Here is a 19834-nt window from a genome sequence, read left to right on the forward strand (position 1 = left end):
CTTTGGGCACGATCCCTCGAACCACGCCCCGCGACTCCTAATTCGCGATCAGACGACTCCCGGATTAGCGGTCAAAGTCCAGGTGCTCGTTGTCAGAGGTCGATGCCGTGGTCGCGGGTACGTGGGGTGCGGTTGGGGTGGCGTCGGGTTTGGTAGGTGCTCTGCATGGTGTCGCGGCGGGCGAGTAGTTCGGCGGCGTCGCGGTCCTCGGCGGTGACCGGCTCGCGTTCGGCGAGATGGGTGGCGGCGCGGTCGAGGGCGGTGTCACGCCGGGTGGGGGTGCCGACGTGTTGGGCCCAGGGCAGGTTGTCGGCCAGGGCGTCGACGAGGCTGTGCGCGGGGTCTCGTCCTTCGGTCGGGGTGTGCACCAGCAGCAGTTTGGTGTTGCTACGGGCGGCGTGTTCGGTGAAGTAGCGCAACTGATTAGCGTCGAGGTGATCGGCGTCATCGATGACGAGCAGGTTGCCTGGTGGGATGGTCCATTCGCCGTTGTCGAGGCGGCGGCGGGTGGTGGCCGGGTCGGTGAGTCGTTCGGCGTAGCGGTGGGTGTCGGCGAATGCGGTCGCGGTGTCGGTGGCCGGCATCGCCAGGACGTGCTTGCCCTTACCGTGCACCGCGTCGGTGATCGCGGTCAGGGTGGCGTGCTTGTCGGCGTCGGGGGCCACGGTGAGCACCTGGACGGCCTGCATGCTCGCGGTGATCGTCGACACCGCGGCGCGGGCCGGCTCGTCGAGGTCCTGCCAGCCCTGCGGCGGGGGCGGGTACACCGTGGCCGGGCTGATCGCCCCGGCCGCCTCCACGAAATCCACCTCAGCACGCAACACCATCAGATCGCGTTCGGTGGTGACAGAAGCCAGTCGGGCCTGTTCGGTTTCGCGGGCGGGATGGTCGGCGAAGGTGCGGGCGGTGCGGGCCTCGGCGCGGCTGAGCTGGTTGTCCAACGCGCGCGCGTGCTCGCGGGCGGCGTTGAGTGCGGCGATGTCGGCGTGCACCGCGATCGTGCGGCGCGCTTCGATGTCGTCGGCGGTCACCACCCGCTGGGGTCCGCCGGCGACGGTGTAGAGCTGTTCGCGCGCGGCGTGGCGTTCGGTGCGGGTCCGCACGACCGCCGCGGCGAGGTCGGCGGCGTCGGCGGTGAGGTCCCCGCGGCGCTCGCGGTAGGCCTGGGCCAGGGCCCGGTCTCCTTCGTGTACGGCGCGGGCCATGAGTTGCTCCAACTGGCTCATCCGGTACTGCTGGGCCTCGTAGGCGTTCTCGGCGCTGATCCAGTCGGCGTGGGCGTGGGCCAGCTCGTGCTGGTACGGGCGCTGCTCCACATGGCGGCGGTGCAGCGCGACCAGCTCGGCGCCAGCGGCCTGCTCGGCGGGCCCGCCGCGGGCGGAGAGCACCGCCTCGGCCAGGGTGCGGGCGCGAATTTTGGCGGCGTCGCACCGCGCCCGCAGTTCGGTGATGTCGATGTCCAGGTCGGGAGTGTTGGACGGGCGCTCGGTGAGCAGCGAGTAGAAGTCCAGATCACCGAGGCTGTCTTCAAATTCGGGGACGTAACCGAAGTGGTCGTCGTCGCCGGGTTCGGCGTGGTCCCCGAGTCCGACGGGGTGGTGCGGAGCTTCGTGCAGGGATTGGCCGAGTCCTTCGGCGGGGTGCGGGATGTCGCGGTCGATGTCGGCGGCGTAGTGGGTGAGCAGTTCGACGCGGTAGGTCAGCACGCGGGCGTATTCGTCGAGGCGGATCGCGTCGTCGTCGAGCGCATCGAGGAGGTATTCGGCGGCGGCGGAGAGCAGGTCTGCCGGCGGCCAATCCGAGGCGTTGACCGCGGCCACCAGGGCGGGCCAGGCCGGGTCGGCGGTGATGGTTTCCGCCGCGGTACTGCCCAGGATGCGGTGCAATCCGGTGGTCCAGGCCGGGCGCAGGTGCGCGTTGGAGGCGTCCAGGGTGGCCGGGGCCAGCGTGCCGGCCAGCCGCCACCACAGGGCTGCTGCGGGCAGTTCGTCGGGCAGCGCGCCGTGGCGTGCCATGGCGTCTTCGACCAGGGCGGTGACGTCGGCTCCAGCCCTGGCGGCTTGGTCGAGGTGGGTGGCCAAGCGCGGCCAGAACGGGTCGGCGGTGATGTGCGAATCGATGCCCTCGGCCAGCGTGCGCCAGCGTTGCGCGCCGCGGCCGCCGCTGACGAGCGCGGCGTCCAGGCGCTGGTGCAGCAGGGCCTGGAAGTTGGCGGCACGGTTGGCGTGCTGCTGGGGTCCGGTGATGCGGGTATCGGCCGGGTCGACGTCGTGGGCGGCACGGAACACCGCGATCTCGGCGAGCAAGTTGCGGCGCTGCCCTGCCAGCGGTCGGGCCCAGACCGGGGCCGTGGCCGGGGTCCAGGACCGGGCGTGTTCGCGGATCTGTTCGGCGAGCTCTTCGACCAGTGCGGCGCGGGCACCCAGGTAACGCGCCCATGCGGAGTCGTCGTGCAGCGCGGTGGGGATCGAGGGCAGCCAACGCAGCGGCCCGACGATGTCCAGGGCGGTGTTCTCGGGGGTGGGAAGGCGCCAGTCCAGCACGGCGGCGGGGTCGTTGGCGTTGCCGAGAGGACGCTGCGCGGCGTGGGCCAGGGCCTGCTGGGGGTCGTGGCCGTCGAGGGCGAGCAGGGCGAGGTTGCGCCGCAGCACCGGCCACGCTTCGGCGATGGTGAGGTCGGCGCGCAACGCCGCCGCGGCGGCGTCGATGCGGGCCATGGTGTCGGTGCCGGCGAGCTGTTCGGCGGCACTGGACAGGGCGTCGGTGTACATGTCGGCGGCGCGCGCCAACCGGGTGAAGGGATCGCGGTCGGCGCGTTGGGCGCTGTGGGCGGACACTTGCGCGCCGTCGCGGCGCAGGATGCCCGACAGGATGTCCACCGCCGTCGGCGGGTGGGTGGCCTTGGGGGTCAGGATGGCGTGCGGGTCGGCTTCGCTGGTGGAGAAGTAGATGTGGTTTTCGGCCTTGCCGCGGGTGAGGGCGACGTAGAGCTGTTCACGGGTCAAGGTGTCGGATCCGACGACGTGGCATTCGTGGCGGACGGTCGATCCTTGGGCGCCGTTGATGGTGCGCGCATACCCCAGGGTGGTGTTCGTTTCGACGTAGCGTGCGGGCAGGCGTACCACCGATTCGGTGTCGGATCCGGTCAGCCGGGACACCGTGATGGTGCCGCGTTCGTCGATGTCATTGATGACCCAGCGATGCCCGTTTTTGACCCAGCCGCCGCCGGGGATGCGCAGCCAGCGGGCGTTGCTTCGGGTCAGGATCCAGTCCCCGACACTGGCGGTCAACCCATCCGAGAGGATGACGGTGCGGGTGTTGTCCGGGTGCGGGGCGCGGTGCAACCGATCCAGTCGGGCGCGTTCGTTGAGTTCGGCCACCAGCTCGTTGGTGGGGGCGATCAGCAGCGCGTCGCGGCCGGCGCCAATGGCATCCGACCATGCCTGGTACGCCATGTCGGCGGCGACGTGTTCGGCACCGACATGGACGCGGCCGTGGTCGAGATAGAACGCGATACCGGTGGGGTCACCGTCGCGCAGGGCCAGGCTGGCCGCGCCTTCGGCGGCACCGATGACGGGGTCGCTGAACCGCACCACATCCGACAAGGTGAGGGCCCCGTGCTCGGCCACGATGTCACGCAACACACCCCCGGCGGCCACCGAGGCGAGCTGCTTGTCATCACCGATCAGGCGCACGCTGGCGCCGTGGGCCAAGGCGTGCGCGATGACCGCATCCAGGCCCGCCGTGGAGGCCATGCCGGCCTCGTCGACCACGATCAACGTATCCGGCCCGATGCGGTCGAACCATGCTCCAGCGGGATCGTCCGCGGCCGGTGGGAGGCCGCCGCCGCGCCCGGAAAGCTGCACCAGTTTGTCGATGGTGTCCGTCGGTGCGCCCAGATCGGCGGCGAGCACTTCGGCGGCCGCGGCAGTGGGAGCGAGGCCGATGACGTTGCCTCCGCTGTTGGCCCACGCGGCGGCCAACGGGGCCATGGCGGTGGTCTTGCCAGTGCCGGCGGGGGCGAGCGCGAGCTGTACGCGCGCGCCTGAGGTGGCCATGTCGCGCAGCAGTGTTTGTTGCCCGTCGTTGAGCTCCACGCCGTGCTGGGCGTGGGCTTCCAGCAGGGCCAAGCCAATGCTGTCGTCATCGACGACATGTCCGCCGGAAAGCCCTGCGGCGGAGAGGATTCGACGCTCCGCGGCGAGGATGTCGGCGCTGGTGTAGACGGCGGTGTCGTGGCGGGTGTAGACGCTGGCGCCGTCGCGTCGGCGCAACACCTGGGGCTCTTCGAGTTCCGTGTCGGCAGTGCTCGTCAACGCGATGCTGTGCTGGCCCAACGCGGAGTCGATGATGCGCTCCGCCAGCTGTGGCGTGTCGTGGCAGTCGGTGTAGCGCAGCACCCGCGACACCTCGGCGCGGACGTGGTTGATCTGCCATGTGGACCGCGACGCGGAGACGGTGGTGATGACCTTTGCGGCCTGCTCGGCGATCCACTCGTCGGTGACGGTGACGCGCTCGCGCGAGGGGGTCCTGGCGGTGATAGCGGCGACCATCGCGTCGAGGTCGCGGCGGCTTCCCAAGGCACCGACGGCCTCGGTCCGCCACACGTGGCGCTGCTCTGCCAACGACCGGGGTTCGTGCTTGGCCTGGCGTGTTTCCAGGGTCGCCTGCTGTGACAGCGCGAGCATCTCGACTGCGGTCGGCTCGCGGCCCTGCACGCTTTGAAAGTCCTTGGCGAGCTGGCCGACACGGTGCTCGATCGCGGCCCGGCGTGAGGACCACATGTCGAGCAGTTCGGGTGACATGCCGACGATTTCGCGGACCGGGCGCTTGCCCGGTGCGGGGGTGTCGTTGGCGAACCTGACGCCCAGTGCGGCGATGAGATTGGCCTCGCACAGGGTGTTGTACAACTCCGATGCCGAGACCTTGGCTTTGTAGAGCGGTTGGCCGTCCAGGGCCAGCCAGCGGGGGATGCCGTCGGGGCCGATCGCGCACACTTTGTTGCTCACCGCGACGTGGGTGTGCAGGTTCGGGTCTCCAGCGCGGGAGTCTCGGTGATCGAACGCGGCGGCGATGAACCCGGTGGCGTCGACTTGGGCGACACCGTTGGTGCCCATGCGCGAGAAGCAGGCTTGGGATTCGAGGAAGGCCAGGGTGTCGGTGACGGCCTGCTGGTGGCAGTCCTCGATGGTCTTGGCGATGTCCAGCGGCGCCAACGCCCACAGTGCCGACACTGATTTGACGGGGGTGAACGTCAAGTCATAACCCGCGACCGCGGTGGTGTCCAGGCGGGACAGGCGGGCGATGAAGCCGGTCAGTTCACGGTCGTCGGCGGGGCGTCGGCCGTAGCGTTCGGCGAACATGTCCGCGGCAACGGTGGTGCGGATCTCGGCGCGAACTTCCGGGTCTAGGGGGGCGTTCGTGGCGCGGCCGAGGGTGTCGTTGTACTGGCTGTAGGCGCCGCGCAGACGGCGGGTGAATTCGTTCTCGTTGGCGCCCAACCGGAACGGGCGGCCGAGCTTGGCGGCCGCGTGCGCGCCGTCGACCCACACACCGATCCCGGTGAGGTGTTCGGTGATCTTGGTGGCGTTGGGGTGCAGTCCTTCCCCGAACAGTGCCTTCATCTGTTCTTCGGTGACCTCGGAACCTTCGGGCACCCCCCAGAGCTGCTCGACGAGGGGGTTGTCGGGGTCGCGGCTGACCGGTCGACCGAGAGCGCTCAGGCCGCTGCCGATCCAGCGACCGGGGGTCTCGCCCTTGGACGAGTAGTAGTCGGTGAGGCTGGCCCGGCCCAGGTCGGTGCCATCGGCGACGGCCACCTGCCGGAGCAGGTAGGTGTACCCGTCTCCGGCGGTCAGTTTGTGCAAGCCCATCACTGCGCGATCACCACGCAAAACGCTATGAGCGCCCCGCTCCTACAGCACTGCCCCAAGGATTCCGATCGCGCCGCCGTTACCGTTTCGTGACCTGAATGCACTAGGTGTGATGGGCTCAAGAGGGCGACCGGAGGTCGGTGGTGAGGGCTGTAGGAATCCGCATAAGTTGTCGGATTTTCATTTAACTGTCGGAAGCGTGTCGGAAGTCACCAACGTGTCGGCGTCGGGCACAGTCAGGTTGTGACATCCGCCAAGGGTGCAGCAACCGAAGTCAGCTACATCGCCGTCGACGGTGAGCCGGTCACGGTGGACTTCGACCGCGTTGATGCCGGCCGGGTGGTGCGCGGTCGGCCAGTCCGCATTCCGGTGTCGCGGGCGGGACAGCGGAACTACTCGGGCCTGTACTGGTCTTCGACGACTCAGGAGCATCTGGTCTACGAGAGTCTGCTGGAACGCGACCGGCTTCTGCTCGCCGATTTCTGCCCGGCCGTCGAATGGATGGCCGCTCAGCCCTTCTGGATGCGCGGGTACGACGGATCAACGTTCCGCCGTCACGTGCCCGACCTCTTGCTGCAGCATCGGAACGGCGCCTTCACCGTGGTCGACGTGAAGCCCGAACGAATGCTGAAGAAGGCCAAGGTGATCGACGTCCTGAAGTGGACCGACAGCGTGTGCCGGGAGCGTGGTTGGCACTACGAGGTGTGGTCGGGCACCAACCCCACAGAGCTGAGCAACGTGCACTTTCTGAGCCTGGCGAAGCGATCCCGATTCGTCGACCGTGCCGCATCCGAGCGTGTGTCTGCGGTCGCGGCGGACGGAATGACCATCGATCAGATCCTCACGACGTCGCAGGACGGAAGCGTCGTCACTCGTTCGGCGGCGATGACGGCGTTGTTGGAACAGCTTTGGCTGTCTCGATGGGCGACGGACTTGCGTACCCCGCTGTCTGGAACGTCGACGATCACGGTCGGTAGTGCGGCCGCATGAGTTCTGGACGGTTCGATCTAGCGGTCGGAACCGATCTGTGGTTCGAGGGTGCGCTGTGGCGTGTCCATCGGATCGATAGCCGCGGGGTTGAGCTCGTCTCAGATCGGACCGCGACCCGCGTTCCCTTCGATCGTCTCCTCGCCGAAGGACGACCGGTGAACGAGGCGGAGCCTCGGAACACCGACGAGGAGCTCGTGCCGGTCATCCTCGGGTCGCTCACCCGTAAGCAACGTGATGCGCTGGAGGTGCGGGCAGGCCATATCCGTGACGTCATCGCCGTCATCTCCGTCGGCGGGAAGTCTGCTGGTGATGCGTACCGCGAGAAGGCCGCCGAACTTGGGGTATCCGATCGCACCGTCGAACGCTGGGTTGCCGGCTATCGGACGTCGGGTCTGGCCGGGATTGCCGATAGCCGACTGCTGCAGAAGCGCCGCTCCACCGTCGACCCCCGATGGGACGCGATGTGCGTCCGCGTCCTCGACGAACTGGTCCCGGCCTCGACACCGACGAGGAACGTCGTGATCGACACCGTCAATCGCAGGGTGGACGCGGAGTACGGACCCGGCGAGGTGTGCATCCCGTCGCCGTCGACGGCACGGCGGCGCTTGGGCGCGATGTCGAAGGGGCGGTCCGCATTCGGCAGCGCCAAGAACCGCCGATCCGTTGCCAACCTCCCATCGGGGGTTTACGGCCGCCTGCGTGCGACCAGACCCGGCGAGTTCGCGATGCTGGACACGACGCCGCTGGACGTGTTCGCGATGGAGCCGGTAACACTGCGGTGGGTGCCAGTGGAGTTGACCATCGCCATGGACGTCTTCACACGCTGCGTCCTCGGTGCGCAGCTCACCCCGTTGTCGACTAAGGCGCGCGACGTGGCGAACGTGCTCTACCAGGCGGTCACACCGCCTCGGACACCGACGACCGACGACGCGACGGCGTGGCCGTTTCACGGTGTTCCCCGCAACGTGGTCATGGAGTCCGAGTCCGCGGCGGAGGACGCACCCGACCGCGACGGCACCGTCGCGGCCTGTTTACCGGAGACCATCGTGGTGGATCACGGCAAGCAGTACCTGTCGGAACACGTGATCGGCGCGTGTGCTCGATTGGGGATTTCGGTGCAGCCGGCGATCGCCCGCAAGCCCACCGACAAGCCAATGGTCGAGCGGTTCTTTCGCACGTTGCGAGAGTCATTGCTTCAACACCTGCCGGCCTACAAGGGACCCGACGTGTACTCCCGCGGCGCGGACGTTGAGTGCAAGGCCTTCTACTACGTCGCCGAACTCGAACAGATCATCCGCGAGTGGATCGGCTCGGTCTATCACCACACCAAGCACGACGGCCTGTGCGTCCCGAGCCTGCCGCGAGAACGCTTCTCCCCGATCGAGATGTACGAGATCGGGCTCGCACGCAGCGGATCGTTGACCCTCCCTGCGCGAGCCGAACTCGTCTATGAGTTCCTCGACGTCGAGTGGAGAACCATCCAGAACTACGGCGTCGAAGCCAACGGGCAGCGCTACGACGGCGAAGCGCTCAACGGGTTTCGGCTTCAAAAGTCGCCATACCAAGGCGCACACGCCGGGCTGTGGCCCATCTCGATCGACTCCGACGACGTCCGCTTCGCCTACTTCCGCAACCCCGACACCGATGAATGGTCGCGTCTGGAGTGGGAGCACGCACACGCCCTAACATCGCCGTTCAGTCAGGAAGCCGCCGACTACGCCAAGCGCGTCAGCGTCCGCGCGAATCGGCACGTGAATCCATCGAGCGCGGTCCACGACCTACTCGGCAGTTGGGGCCGCGACGAAGTCCTCAGTCGGCGAGACAAAGCGCTTGCTCGCCGCTTGTCAAGCCAGCGACTGATCGACCTGGCCGGCAAGACAGCAGAGCCACTCTCGCCAGAAGAGGATCGGGACGAGGCGTCGCTTCCAGCGGTCATCGACCTGGTCTCGCGGATGCCGAAAGCAACCGGATTGGGCGAGGTGGTCGACGACCTCGATGCCTTCGACCGGTACTACGACGAGCATCCCGACGAGGATGCCTTCGAGGTCTTTCAGGAATGACGAACCGGTGGGCCAGATGGTTGGCGACGAACGGTAGCGCCCGGTATCAGCTTTCCCGAAAACAGGGCTGGGATGCCTTCGCCTGCGCAGGCCCGCGCGACGACTTCGAGGTCTTGAGTCGCCGCGAAATGGATGCCCTCCCCGACGATCATCGGGAGGACTACGACGAGGCGCGGATGGTGTGGAACGCCAACCTTCCGACGGTGAAGACCCCACAGCTCAAGGCCGCGTACGGAATCATCGATCAGGTCATGGCGTCGAATCGGCGCGACGGCGACCGTTTGCGAGGCTCGGTCGTGATCGATGCCGAGCCTGGCCTCGGCAAGACGACCATTGCCACCCGCTACGCGCGAGACTTTCACCAGAAGGTGTATCGACGCGAAGGACCAACAACGCCCGACGGCCATCAGCGCCTTCCGGTCGCGTTCGTTCCGCTCAGCGCTGGGATCACCTTGAAGGGCCTCAATCAGCAGATTCTGCGGTTCTACGGTCATCCCGCCGTGGATCGAGCGTCCACGTCTCGGCTCGGTGCGTTGGCGGTCGACTGCGTGACCAGTTGTGAGACCAGGTTGATCGTCATCGACGATCTCCACTTCATCGACTTCCGGCATCGCCACGGCGCGGAGGTGTCGAATCACCTCAAGGGCCTCGCCAACGAGATGGCGGCGACGTTCGTCTACGTCGGGGTCAAGTTGCGCGAGAAGCGGTTCTTCGACGAGGGTCTCATCGGCGAGCAGGCCGCGTATGCGCAAACGAGCCGCCGCGCCACTCGGTGTCCGGTCGCGCCGTTCGCAATCAAGACCGACGCTGGCTTTCGCAGTTGGGTCAGTTTGCTTCGCGTCATGGAAGGCCACCTCAAACTCGCGGACGCGACGTCCGGCATGTTGGTCGATCAGGCCAAGGAGCTCCACCGCCGGACACAAGGAAGAATCGCCTCGCTGACCAACCTCCTTGATCGCGTCAGCTACCTGGCAATCACCACCGGTGTCGAAACCATCACCGATGATCTGATCTCGAACACCACCATCGACAATGCCGCTCAGGTCAGCAGCCAAACCGCCTGAGCCAACCGGCCCGGGGCGTTCGCTGCGGGCGATTCCCGGCGGCTACGACATTGATCGCTGGCCCATCGCATGCGCTATCCGCTCGGACGAAACTATCGAGTCCTGGTTGGCCCGAGCGGCCGCCCGGTACGGGATCACGCCACGGGAGTTGTTCGCCGAGGCCAGCGTCGCCGACCGTATTGAGCGGCCCGGCCGGTTGGCGCGGCTGGTGCGCCAACACGCCGCCCAGATCGCCGGCACGTTGGGCTGTCCCCAAGCCGACGTAAATTCAGCCGCCGCGGAAATGCTGCCCAACAGTGCGGTCGTGGAATACCTGTCCCGCTACCACGCGGTCACCCGGCCCACACCAGCGGGCAGTGCGTTCTGCCCTGAATGTCTGTCGGAGTCCGACCCGCACTGGAAGCGCGAATGGTCAAGTGTTTTCGCCATCGCCTGCGGCATTCATGGGTGCTTGCTGGTCCGCATCTGCCCGCGCTGCGGTGAACAACCCTGGTCGACATCGTCGTGGCTGTCGCAGGAACCCGACACTCCGATCTATCAGTGCCCCAACCGGCCGAGGCGCCCGAGTGGTCGGATGAGGCGAGCTCGGCGCTGCAACTTCGATCTGCGCTCCATCGAACCCTTCGAGATGGACGCTGACGCCGTCAGTGCTCACCGGCTGGCGTTCCAGCTGTGGCGGCAGTACGTGCACGGCCCGGGCAGCCGGTTACGCGTTACCGACATCGAAGTCACGGCGACGATCGCCTTCGATGCTTTGTGCCAACTCGTAGACGAATCGGTCAGGATCTTCACCCTCTTTGAGGACGACTATGATCGCACAGCGTTGGTGCGTGCGTTGCGCAACGCAGGCGAGGTCCTGTCCTCGGAATCAGCGTTGGTCGCTGCGGAGAAGGCCAACGCTGTTGGGCTTCTAAATCCCGCGGGACCCACCACACCCATCGGTCCCGACAACGTGCTGCTGCGCAGGAAACGCAATCCCCTGCTCGCTGCGATACGCCTTGGCTCGGTCCGCGCCACGCTGAGCCCGGCCGCCCAGCTCACGTTCGACTGCGGTAACCGCCATTCCCGCTACCCAATTCGCGAAAACGCTGACCGCACTTGGCAACGACTCCCCGAACACTGTCGCGTGCTCCCCGAACTCGACCCGGCGCGGATCCCACAGGTGCTGTGGCCGGGCACCGTGTGGGCTGGCGCCGAAGACACCACCACACTCGCTGCGGCAGCCCAAGCGATGGCCCTGACCAAGATCGGCGACACCCGCCCGTGGACGATCATCGCCCTGGACCTGGGCCTACCGAAGGGTATGGCCACACCGGTCACGCAATACTGGCGCCAAATCGTGCGCGACGGGCAATGGCCCGAAGCGCTTGCCGCACTGACCAATCTGAAGGAACAACTCCGCCACCACCAACCCTCCATTGACTACCAGCAGCGCCGCATCATCGCCGATGATCCACGACGGCTCGTACTGGCCTTGACACGCGCGGGTGCCAGCAGTCGCACCATGAGCCGGGCGGAGTTCGGCGACGTTGTTCGCCGCTACTGGGAACATTTCACGGGAGGCGACATCCGCTACGCGGCGTTCCCGTACGCACTGCGGGCAGAGGAGCCAGCGGACTGGCAACAGAAGCGCTCGCGCATCGATGGCGAGCACGATGAGATCTTCAGAACTGCGTATGAACTGATGACCACATCGGATTCGTTGCGGCCTGGCGGTCCATTGACGTGGCAGCCCCCTTGAAGAAGCAACAGGCACGGCCCACGGGAAGCCCGCCACAACGGCGGCAACAGTCCCTCCGTTTACCGTCGCGCCGGGCTGAAAGACCTTGTGACGCTAACCCTGCTGAAACTCCCACCGCTAGAATCATATTCGCGGTCGTTGGCGGCGTTATTCGGCGATATTGAAGCTGAAATCGGCTGCTGGAACACGTCAAAGCTCATCCTCGCCGCGCGACGGCTACGCAAAGACGGCACCCGAGGGATGAGGCTGGGCGACATCGTCGACATCCACAACCACCTCGCCGATGGCACCCACAGAACGTTGTCTCCCGATCTATCCCGAGACGGGCGAATCACGGCCCGCGCAAATCACAGTCTTGGATGGGATCACGCGCTATGGAGCGACACGCTATCGCACCTCGGGTGAGTTCTTGGCGTTTTAAGTCCCACCGAGCCCTTAGTGTGGCCTCCAAGGCACCTGTGCGGCGTCTGTTGATTCCTTCGGGGGAGGGGAACCGCGTCATGTGGCCCGACAACGAGACAGATCGCGACTTCCTCAACTTCGAGGGCGTAGCAGACACCATCGCCGAGTTGATCGTCAGCGCCGCCGGCAAACCGGTTTCGATCGGCGTCTCCGGAGCCTGGGGAGTCGGCAAATCCTCCATGATCAAGCTCACGCGAGTATCCCTAGCCAAACATCAGCCCGATGATCCTCCTGCCAAATACCTGTTCGTCGACTTCAACGCATGGCTGTACCAGGGTTACGACGACGCTCGCGCAGCGCTGCTCGAAGTGATCGCGAACAAGTTGGAGTCCGAGGCTTTGCTGCGACAGACGGGTGTCGAGAAAGCTCAAGAGTTCCTCGGCAGAGTCAGGTGGTTTCGACTGGCGAAGCTCCTCGCGCTGCCAGCGGCATCCATGGCCCTTGGACTGCCTCCGATCGGCTTGGCTGGCGAGATCGCCGACGTGGTGAAGGACGGACTTTCTGGCAGCGTCGACAGCGGCGATTTGGAAAGAGCTGGCGCAGTCGCATCAACGACCGCAGCGGCGGGCCGAGCTTTGCTCAATCCGAAGCGCGAATCGTCACCACCCAGGGAGATCCAAGCTCTCCGTGACTCCTTCGAAGAAGCTCTGAAGGAAATCGGGGTTACCCTCGTGGTTCTCATTGATGACCTCGACCGGTGCCTACCTGGGACGACGATTTCGACCCTGGAAGCTATTCGACTCTTCCTGTTCCTGAAGAACACGGCCTTCGTAATCGCCGCAGACGACGCCATGATCAAACACGCCGTCAAGCTGCACTTCGGTGGTCTGGACGACGACACGCTCGTCACGAACTACTTCGACAAGCTCGTCCAGATCCCGATCCGCGTCCCCGCACTCGGCACGCAGGAAGTTCGGGCTTACATGATGATGCTGTTCATTGAGAACAGCGAGCTCGATCCCACTCAGATAGACACGCTTCGCTCAGCAATCGCAAGCCAGCTCCGCGAGTCTTGGAAGGGAAAGCGGGTCGATCGCGCTTTCATCGGTTCACGCGGGATCGATTTGCCGCCGGCGTTACTGTCCCGGCTTGAGACCGCGGAACGCCTAGCGCCGCTGATGACTACGTCGGGCAAGGTCTCCGGTAACCCGCGTCTGATCAAACGATTCCTCAATGCTCTGTCGATCCGGATGACCATCTCGCGGGCCCAGGGAGTGGGTGTCGATGAGGCGGTCCTTGCGAAACTCCTCCTCTTTGAACGTCTCGCCCCACCTGCCGCCTACGCGGCTCTGACGTCTGCCGTTAACGCCGATGCCGAAGGTAAGCCGCGGCTTCTCGCGCCTTGGGAGACGGCCGCAACCAAGGGGGAGCCTTTTGAGGCCGACAACGCATGGGACGACCCATTCGTGCGCGAGTGGCTTGCGCTTCCGCCGGCACTAGCCGACGACGATCTCCGAGGCGCGCTGTACGTCGGCCGTGAGCAGGCGCCGCTGATCACCGCAGCCGACCGGTTGTCATCGGATGCCGCAGCGTTGCTCACCGCTCTCTTGGAAAGTCCCGAAATGGCCAATGCCGTAAAAGAATCGCTCGGAGGCATCCAACGAACCGAGCTATCGATAATCATGGACCGCCTGCTGGCACGTGCGCGCCAAGAACAGACGTGGGGCGTTCCGGACATTTTGGAGGCCTGCATCGTCGTTGCGGAAGTTGACCCGACTCAAGGCAGCGTCCTCGCCGGATTTCTGATCGACCGGCCGCCTCAACAGATTCAAGCCAGCATCGTGCCGAGAATTGCAGAGCTTCCGTGGGCGCCTCCGGTGATCAAACACTGGTCAACGGCGAAAGGAATCGAAGGACCGGTGAAGAGAGCTATAGAGAATCAGGCCAAGAATGGGAACCTCGCAAAGCAGTAGCGGGCCGGGGGGCGGTGTTCCGCTCGTTCCGCCCTGGGCTGATGACGTCGATGTGCCAGTGCCCGACGATGGTGACGAGGGGCAGGAATCCACCGAGCCAGACCGTCAAGAGCCGATACCTCTGGCGCCACGCGCACGTTTCCGGGACACAAGGCGCGCATTGGGCGAGTTCGCCCGGTCCGGCAATGAGCGCGGGCTGCGGCGAGCCGTTTCTCACTACGTCCGAACCGGGTACAGCGGCAATAGCTCAATGGGACGCCGTATGGGCGGGACCGCCAGGACAGCGGGCCGCCTCAATGAGGTTCTCCAATCTGGCCGCGCTCCGGACGGCACCGAGCTCCGCGACGCTATCTTGGCAAGTGGCAGCGATGTCAACGTCGTACTCGATGCCATCGTCGACGCCGCTAGTCCTGCCGACGGAACGCAAGATGCAGAATGCTCCAGACGCGCCATGCGGGAAGCGCTTTCGGATCTACTCGCGTGGTCGCCGGACGTAGACCTGCTTGGTCTCAGCGATGCTCAACGTTACTTCGTGATCGAGCGGTACACGGCACTGGACGTATACGGCCGCTTCTGCCTCGACCTGCAAAGAACGATCATGGACAAATCGCCCGACCCTGCAACAGGCCTCCGGCGGCTGAAGCAGGTTCGGGAGTTCATCGCGGAACACGTAGCTGCGGCTTTCCGCGCAATCCGCGAACGCGGCACCCCTACAACCACTTCGAACGTCACGCAGTTGACGCGTAGCGCCCTGCGGGCGACGTTCAGCGTGTTCGAGGAGTACACGTGACGAAGTATTCGAGCGGGCCCAAGTCAGCTGTACAAAGCCGCGACGACTCCGTGACACCGATTGTTCTTTACGAACATGCCAACTCAGACCGAACCGCGGCGGCGGGCGGGGCCGCGGCCGCGACTGTCCGACGCTGTTCTCTGCAGCCGGACCCCGCGGCATGGGACCTCCTGTCGATCGCATTGTCGGTTGTAGTCGCCGACGGTGAGACCAAGCGGTCTGCTAGCTCGGACGGTTGGACCCGGGAGTTTGAGCTTGACGTAGCGCTCCATGACCCCAGCCGATGGGGAGCTCTAGCAGATCCCCTCTCGTCGGCACTCGCATTTCTCACCACCGACCGATGGCGCATCGCCTTTAACGCAGGAGGCGTCGTCCCTGCGACACCAAAGAAGCCCCGCTTTCCGCAAACTAACGCGGTGGCCCTCCTTTCCGGCGGCCTCGACTCACTCGTCGGCGCAATCGATCTGTCGTTCCAAGGAAACAAGCTGTTTGCTGTGAGCCAGATCGTTCGCGGCGATAAGGACAAGCAGACACGCTTCGCAAAGCTCATCGGAGGCGGCCTGGAACACCTGCAGATCAACCACAATGCCAGCACCCGCAGGGGGCAGAAGGAAACGTCCCAGCGGTCGCGGTCATTAGTCTTTCTCGCCTTTGGAATCTTGGCCGCGACCGCAACGCAGCGCTATGCCGACGGTGAGACCGTCCCGCTATACGTGTGCGAGAACGGATTCATCGCCATCAATCCTCCGCTCACGCAAGCCCGGATCGGAAGCCTGAGCACCCGCACTGCACATCCGGAATTCCTTGGCCGGATGCAAAACCTCCTCGACCAGGTGGGGCTCCGCATTCACATCGAAAATCCCTATGCCGAGAAAACAAAGGGGGAGATGATGCGCGAATGCCTCGACCAGACGCTGCTCGCGAGTGAAGCATCCGTCTCGACCAGTTGTGGACGGTTCCAGAGGTTCAACTACACACACTGTGGTCGCTGCGTTCCTTGCCAGATTCGAAGAGCCGCCTTTCTTGCATGGGCGCACGCCGACAACACCCAGTACTTCTACGACGATCTCGGCAAGCCGGACAATGACCACGCAGCATTCGATGATGTGCGATCACTTGCAGTTGCACGCCTTTCGGTGCAGGAAGACGGGCTTGACCGATGGCTCGGTCCGGCGCTGAGTTCGCCGCTAATCAACAACCGGCTCGCACTTCGCGAGATGATTCAGCGGGGCCTCGACGAGCTTGGCCTACTCCATACCCAGTACGGTCTGGCGTGATCGATTTCCATTGCCATCTAGATCTTTACCGGCACCCGCATGAGGTTGCCGAAGAAGCCGAGCGCCTTGGGATTGGCGTTCTCTCGGTAACAACAACTCCATCGGCGTGGCCAGGTACCTCCCGCCTAGCCGTTGGCCGATCAACCATCAAAACCGCACTTGGTCTCCACCCGCAGCTCGCCTCGGAGCGGAGACAGGAGCTTCGACTGTTCGATCAGTACCTGTCCGACACGATCTTCGTCGGAGAGGTCGGTCTCGATGGATCACCCGAACACCGATCTTCCTGGTCGGACCAGGAGGTTGTTTTCGACCACGTGCTTCGCTCCTGCGAAGAGGCCGGAGACAAGATCGTCTCGATCCACAGCAGACGAGCTGCTGGCCAGGTCCTCGATTCGCTCGATAGGTTCAGCGGGATTCGAGCACCAATCCTGCACTGGTTCTCGGGAACAAGGGCAGAACTCCGCCGCGCCGAGGAAAGAGGGTGTTGGTTCAGCGTCGGCCCAGCCATGCTCTCTGGAGCGAAGGGGCGAGCACTTGTCCTTGAAATGCCACACGACCGAGTGCTACTGGAAACCGACGGACCGTTTGCGCAGGTTCTGGGGGCTGCGCTTAGTCCGTGGGATGTCACCATCGCGTGCCACAGGTTGTCGGACCTGTGGAGCATTGACAACAAAGACGCAGAAGTCAGAATTCGCAGCAATGAGAGTGCGCTTCTTGGCGTGAACAGCGGGTAGCCACATCGTTGAGGTGTTTCGAGACACTATTGAGAATCAGCGCAGGCCTCATACATCTAGCGCGTTCGATCGTCGATCTGTTGGTCAATCGGCTTGGGTGGATCTGCAGCTATCGCGAATTGAACGCGGGCACGTAGATACTGTGTCAAAGCTAGGCAGTAGGTGGTAGCGACTTCGTGTTGCTCGTAGCGGGGATCGACCAGCTCTTCGACGCTGCCGTCGGGCTTGAGCTTGACCGCCGAGCTAAACCAGGCGACGTCGTCGAGTTCGTCGTTGTCGTTCGGGTGCGTCAACGGGTTGCGGATCGCCCGCAGGCTAGGGACGCCCACGTCGAACTTCGCCTGTGCATCGAGCAGCTCCTGGGGCTGACCGAATACCTTGATCATCGACTTTCCAATGTCTTGCAGCCGAGCGAGCTCGTAGATGTAGTAATCCAGATCGTTCCCGAGGTCGCCGGTGAGGTTTATGACTGGGAACTGACTGTCCGGAAGCAGGCGCGGTGCCGTGGCGGCGCGATCGACGATCCGCTGTCGCTGCTGCTCCAAGCCGGCCGACGTGCGCCGGAGCGCGTTTAGGAATCGACTGGATGACTTGTCGAGGTCCCGCTTGGCCATGACGGCACGGTACTTCAACGAAACGTGGACCCGCGACTGCGGACAGTCGACGCCCGCGCCCGGCACGGCGTCGAGCAGCAGCGCACGATAATGAATGTTGTGGTTCCAGCGGGCGGCGGGACTATCCGTCATGTCGCGCCATATTTTCCAGGCGACGGTTGACAACTCCGCAGCACTCATTGGGCAGTGCGTTCTGGTACGTAGCACCAGGGGCCATGACAATCTGTGTCCCAGGGAATCAACCCGCTGAGGATTTCGACACCCTAATGCCAATCCCTGCACGACACGATGTTGGAAACTCCCAGGTCGAACTGAACTGATTCCGACACGTCCGACGACTTCCTACAAGGGCGGTGGAGGGTGGTGAGTGGGGGCGGGCAGGTGGTGGCGGCGAAGACGGGAGGGTGGGATGAGAGCGGAGGTTAAGGGGATGACGATTGTGGTTGGGGCGGTGCTCAAGAGCGGTGTGGCGTTTTAGGTTGACGGCATGGCGAACAAAGTGTCGAAATCGAAGTCAGCGGTGAAAGCGGCCCGCGAAGCGGTGCGCGCCTCGCAACGGGAGGTGCTGGAGCGCGCGGCGCGCAATGCCGACGACCTGGCGGTGTTCTACTCCAGTCAGGAACGTCTTGACGCCGTCGATGAGTGGCTGGAATCGAAGACGGTGGCGCTGCGCGAACAGGCGGAGGCCAAGCGCGCCGAGCACCGGCGCGCGGCCGGCGCGGCACTGCGGGCGCTGCGCGATCGGGGCGAGACGGTGCGCGACATCGGACGCCTGGCTGGGATCACGGAGAAGTCCGCGCGGGAACTGATCCGGCGAGCCGAGGAAGCACCTGGAGCAGAAGTTCGGGAGGCCTACGCGGCCGCCGAGGCTCATGAGGCGGCGGCTGAAGCATCGATTCAACCGGCCGGCTGGGGCGGCGTCGATGACTCCACCCAGGACGCGCCGGCTGGGCTGAGTCAGCCTGTGCCGGTGGGAAGTTAACGTACGAGGACTGTGGGTATGACGTCGAGCCGGTCGCAACCACTACAGCTGGCCGTAGATCCGGTGGCACATGCCGCCGAGATCGCGCGGTTTGAGGCGGCCGTGGTGCGCGGGCCGGCGGCGACGGACTGCTGGCTATTCACCAAAGCGATCGGTGGAGACGGGTACGGCCGGTTGTGGGTCCGCCGCGATGGGCAGCGGATCATGTTGCGGGCCAACCGGTACGCGCTGGCGGTGTCACTCAAGGGCGAGGTTCTACCGGCCTGGGAGCGCGCGCTGCACGGCTGCGATGTGCCGTTGTGTGTACGGGTGAGCGCGCCCGGCGAGCTGGGGTTGCGGCACGTGTTCGCCGGATCTCAGCGCGACAACATGGAGCAAATGGGGCGCTCGGGCCGCGGCGGTGGACGGTTGGCGATCCGGCGCGGTGATGCCGGAGTGAAGGCGCGCCGCGACCGCTCGATCGCGCTGCGCGCCGCGGTGCGTGACGGCTGGAACGTCGAGGCGGTCGCCGATGCGTTGGCCGGGATCACTGAGCCGACGCTGTGGTGAGTGTCGCGGGCCGTCGCACAGCGGTAGCACTGGCAGGCTCGCACCCAGACGCGGCCGGCACCGTTGGGTGAGGGGCACCGGCCGCGGTGGTGCGCCGGTCTTACCCGGCGGCGTAGGCGTTCTCGTAGGTGCGGGCGATGAGGATCAGTACGTCGTCGAGTGCGACCTCGGCGGGGGCTGCTGGGTGGTGGTCGACGGTGAGCTGCCAGGTGTCAGTTCCGACGGTGGCGGCGAGGGTGTAGGTGTGTCGCCCGGTGGCGGCGAAGGTGTAGTTCTCGCGGGCGGCGAACATCAGGTCTGCGGCGCGGAAGGCGATGATCCGGGTGTGCGGGCGTGCGGCGCCGTGGTGGGCGGTCGCTTCGACGGCTGCCAGGATGCGGTCGCGGTCGGCCAGCCAGAGGACGAGGGTGTCGTGTCCGTCGTCGGTGGCGGTGTGGGTGGCGACGAGTTGGAGGGCGCCGTAGGCGTGGTCGTCGATGGTGCTGGTTGCCTGGGGTGCGTGGCCGATGAGGTCGGCTGCGTCGGACAGCAGGGCGGCGGCGAGTTCGAAGTGGTTCTCGGACATGGTTGTTCTCCGTTCGGAAGGTGTTTTGTGCGCCAGTTAGCGCTGGGGTGCGGTCAATCGGTTGAGGGTGGGCGGTCAACCCCGAAGAGTCCGGTGGTGGTGCCGGCGGATTTGCGGCCCGCGCGAGCGGCAGCGAGCAGGGTTGGGCCGCAAATGTCCTCCGCCGCCGGCACCAGCTCCGGGCGTGGGTTGACCGGTCGGGCCCCCGGCCGATTACGCT

Annotated in this window: 13 protein-coding genes; 10 read left to right on the forward strand and 3 right to left on the reverse strand. The window is 65.4% G+C overall.

Annotation, left to right across the window (positions count from 1 at the left end):
* Nucleotides 1-92: 92 nt before the first annotated feature.
* Nucleotides 93-5873, reverse strand: coding sequence for a MobF family relaxase (gene mobF, locus ACVWWN_RS00145; RefSeq protein WP_457142100.1), 5781 nt, complete (start codon nt 5871-5873; stop codon nt 93-95).
* A 243-nt stretch (nt 5874-6116) separates the two neighbouring features.
* On the opposite strand from mobF, the gene ACVWWN_RS00150 reads away from it, so the two are divergent.
* The 8 genes from ACVWWN_RS00150 (at nt 6117) to qatD (ending at nt 16904) form a co-directional block, all read left to right on the forward strand.
* Complete coding sequence (locus ACVWWN_RS00150; protein ID WP_457142101.1) at nt 6117-6863, forward strand: TnsA-like heteromeric transposase endonuclease subunit; 747 nt, start codon at nt 6117-6119, stop codon at nt 6861-6863.
* Nucleotides 6864-7018: 155 nt separating this feature from the next.
* Nucleotides 7019-8923: a helix-turn-helix domain-containing protein gene (locus tag ACVWWN_RS00155; RefSeq protein ID WP_457142102.1), complete on the forward strand. Its 1905-nt coding sequence runs from the start codon at nt 7019-7021 to the stop codon at nt 8921-8923.
* Nucleotides 8920-9987 (forward strand): ATP-binding protein, encoded by a 1068-nt coding sequence (locus ACVWWN_RS00160; protein ID WP_457142103.1) that lies wholly within the window; start codon nt 8920-8922, stop codon nt 9985-9987. Before ACVWWN_RS00155 ends, ACVWWN_RS00160 begins: the two co-directional genes overlap by 4 nt.
* Nucleotides 9956-11728: a TniQ family protein gene (locus tag ACVWWN_RS00165; protein WP_457142104.1), complete on the forward strand. Its 1773-nt coding sequence runs from the start codon at nt 9956-9958 to the stop codon at nt 11726-11728. The genes ACVWWN_RS00160 and ACVWWN_RS00165 overlap by 32 nt, the downstream gene beginning before the upstream one ends.
* A 500-nt stretch (nt 11729-12228) precedes the next feature.
* Nucleotides 12229-14103 carry a KAP family P-loop NTPase fold protein gene (locus tag ACVWWN_RS00170; RefSeq protein WP_457142105.1) on the forward strand — a complete coding sequence of 625 codons (1875 nt, stop codon included), beginning with the start codon at nt 12229-12231 and terminating at the stop codon, nt 14101-14103.
* A gap of 250 nt (nt 14104-14353) precedes the next feature.
* A complete protein-coding gene (qatB, locus tag ACVWWN_RS00175) occupies nt 14354-14893 on the forward strand; it encodes a Qat anti-phage system associated protein QatB (RefSeq protein WP_457142381.1) in 540 nt (179 codons plus the stop codon).
* Nucleotides 14890-16170, forward strand: coding sequence for a Qat anti-phage system QueC-like protein QatC (gene qatC / locus ACVWWN_RS00180; RefSeq protein ID WP_457142106.1), 1281 nt, complete (start codon nt 14890-14892; stop codon nt 16168-16170). The genes qatB and qatC overlap by 4 nt, the downstream gene beginning before the upstream one ends.
* Nucleotides 16167-16904, forward strand: coding sequence for a Qat anti-phage system TatD family nuclease QatD (gene qatD, locus ACVWWN_RS00185; RefSeq protein ID WP_457142107.1), 738 nt, complete (start codon nt 16167-16169; stop codon nt 16902-16904). The genes qatC and qatD overlap by 4 nt, the downstream gene beginning before the upstream one ends.
* Nucleotides 16905-16960: 56 nt before the next feature.
* Here the strand turns inward: qatD and ACVWWN_RS00190 are convergent, their stop codons facing one another.
* On the reverse strand, nt 16961-17800 hold the full coding sequence (locus tag ACVWWN_RS00190; RefSeq protein ID WP_457142108.1) for a hypothetical protein: 840 nt from the start codon (nt 17798-17800) through the stop codon (nt 16961-16963).
* 205 nt (nt 17801-18005) lie between these two features.
* Between ACVWWN_RS00190 and ACVWWN_RS00195 the strand changes: the two genes are divergently transcribed.
* Nucleotides 18006-18500: a hypothetical protein gene (locus ACVWWN_RS00195; protein WP_457142109.1), complete on the forward strand. Its 495-nt coding sequence runs from the start codon at nt 18006-18008 to the stop codon at nt 18498-18500.
* Between the two features lie 18 nt (nt 18501-18518).
* Nucleotides 18519-19049 carry a hypothetical protein gene (locus tag ACVWWN_RS00200; protein ID WP_457142110.1) on the forward strand — a complete coding sequence of 177 codons (531 nt, stop codon included), beginning with the start codon at nt 18519-18521 and terminating at the stop codon, nt 19047-19049.
* A 100-nt stretch (nt 19050-19149) separates the two neighbouring features.
* Here ACVWWN_RS00200 and ACVWWN_RS00205 read toward each other — a convergent pair whose 3' ends face one another.
* Nucleotides 19150-19614: a hypothetical protein gene (locus tag ACVWWN_RS00205; RefSeq protein ID WP_457142111.1), complete on the reverse strand. Its 465-nt coding sequence runs from the start codon at nt 19612-19614 to the stop codon at nt 19150-19152.
* Nucleotides 19615-19834 lie beyond the last annotated feature (220 nt).

Source organism: Mycobacterium sp. URHB0021 (assembly GCF_054057895.1).

What these genes read in the sequence shown, in the direction of transcription:
- ACVWWN_RS00160 (WP_457142103.1), top strand. Translation starts at nt 8,920, where the DNA reads ATGACGAACCGGTGGGCCAGATGGTTGGCGACGAACGGTAGCGCCCGG.
- qatB (WP_457142381.1), top strand. Translation starts at nt 14,354, where the DNA reads ATGGGACGCCGTATGGGCGGGACCGCCAGGACAGCGGGCCGCCTCAAT.
- ACVWWN_RS00195 (WP_457142109.1), top strand. Translation starts at nt 18,006, where the DNA reads ATGGCGAACAAAGTGTCGAAATCGAAGTCAGCGGTGAAAGCGGCCCGC.
- ACVWWN_RS00170 (WP_457142105.1), top strand. Translation starts at nt 12,229, where the DNA reads ATGTGGCCCGACAACGAGACAGATCGCGACTTCCTCAACTTCGAGGGC.
- mobF (WP_457142100.1), bottom strand. Translation starts at nt 5,873, where the DNA reads ATGGGCTTGCACAAACTGACCGCCGGAGACGGGTACACCTACCTGCTC.
- ACVWWN_RS00205 (WP_457142111.1), bottom strand. Translation starts at nt 19,614, where the DNA reads ATGTCCGAGAACCACTTCGAACTCGCCGCCGCCCTGCTGTCCGACGCA.
- ACVWWN_RS00200 (WP_457142110.1), top strand. Translation starts at nt 18,519, where the DNA reads ATGACGTCGAGCCGGTCGCAACCACTACAGCTGGCCGTAGATCCGGTG.
- ACVWWN_RS00165 (WP_457142104.1), top strand. Translation starts at nt 9,956, where the DNA reads ATGCCGCTCAGGTCAGCAGCCAAACCGCCTGAGCCAACCGGCCCGGGG.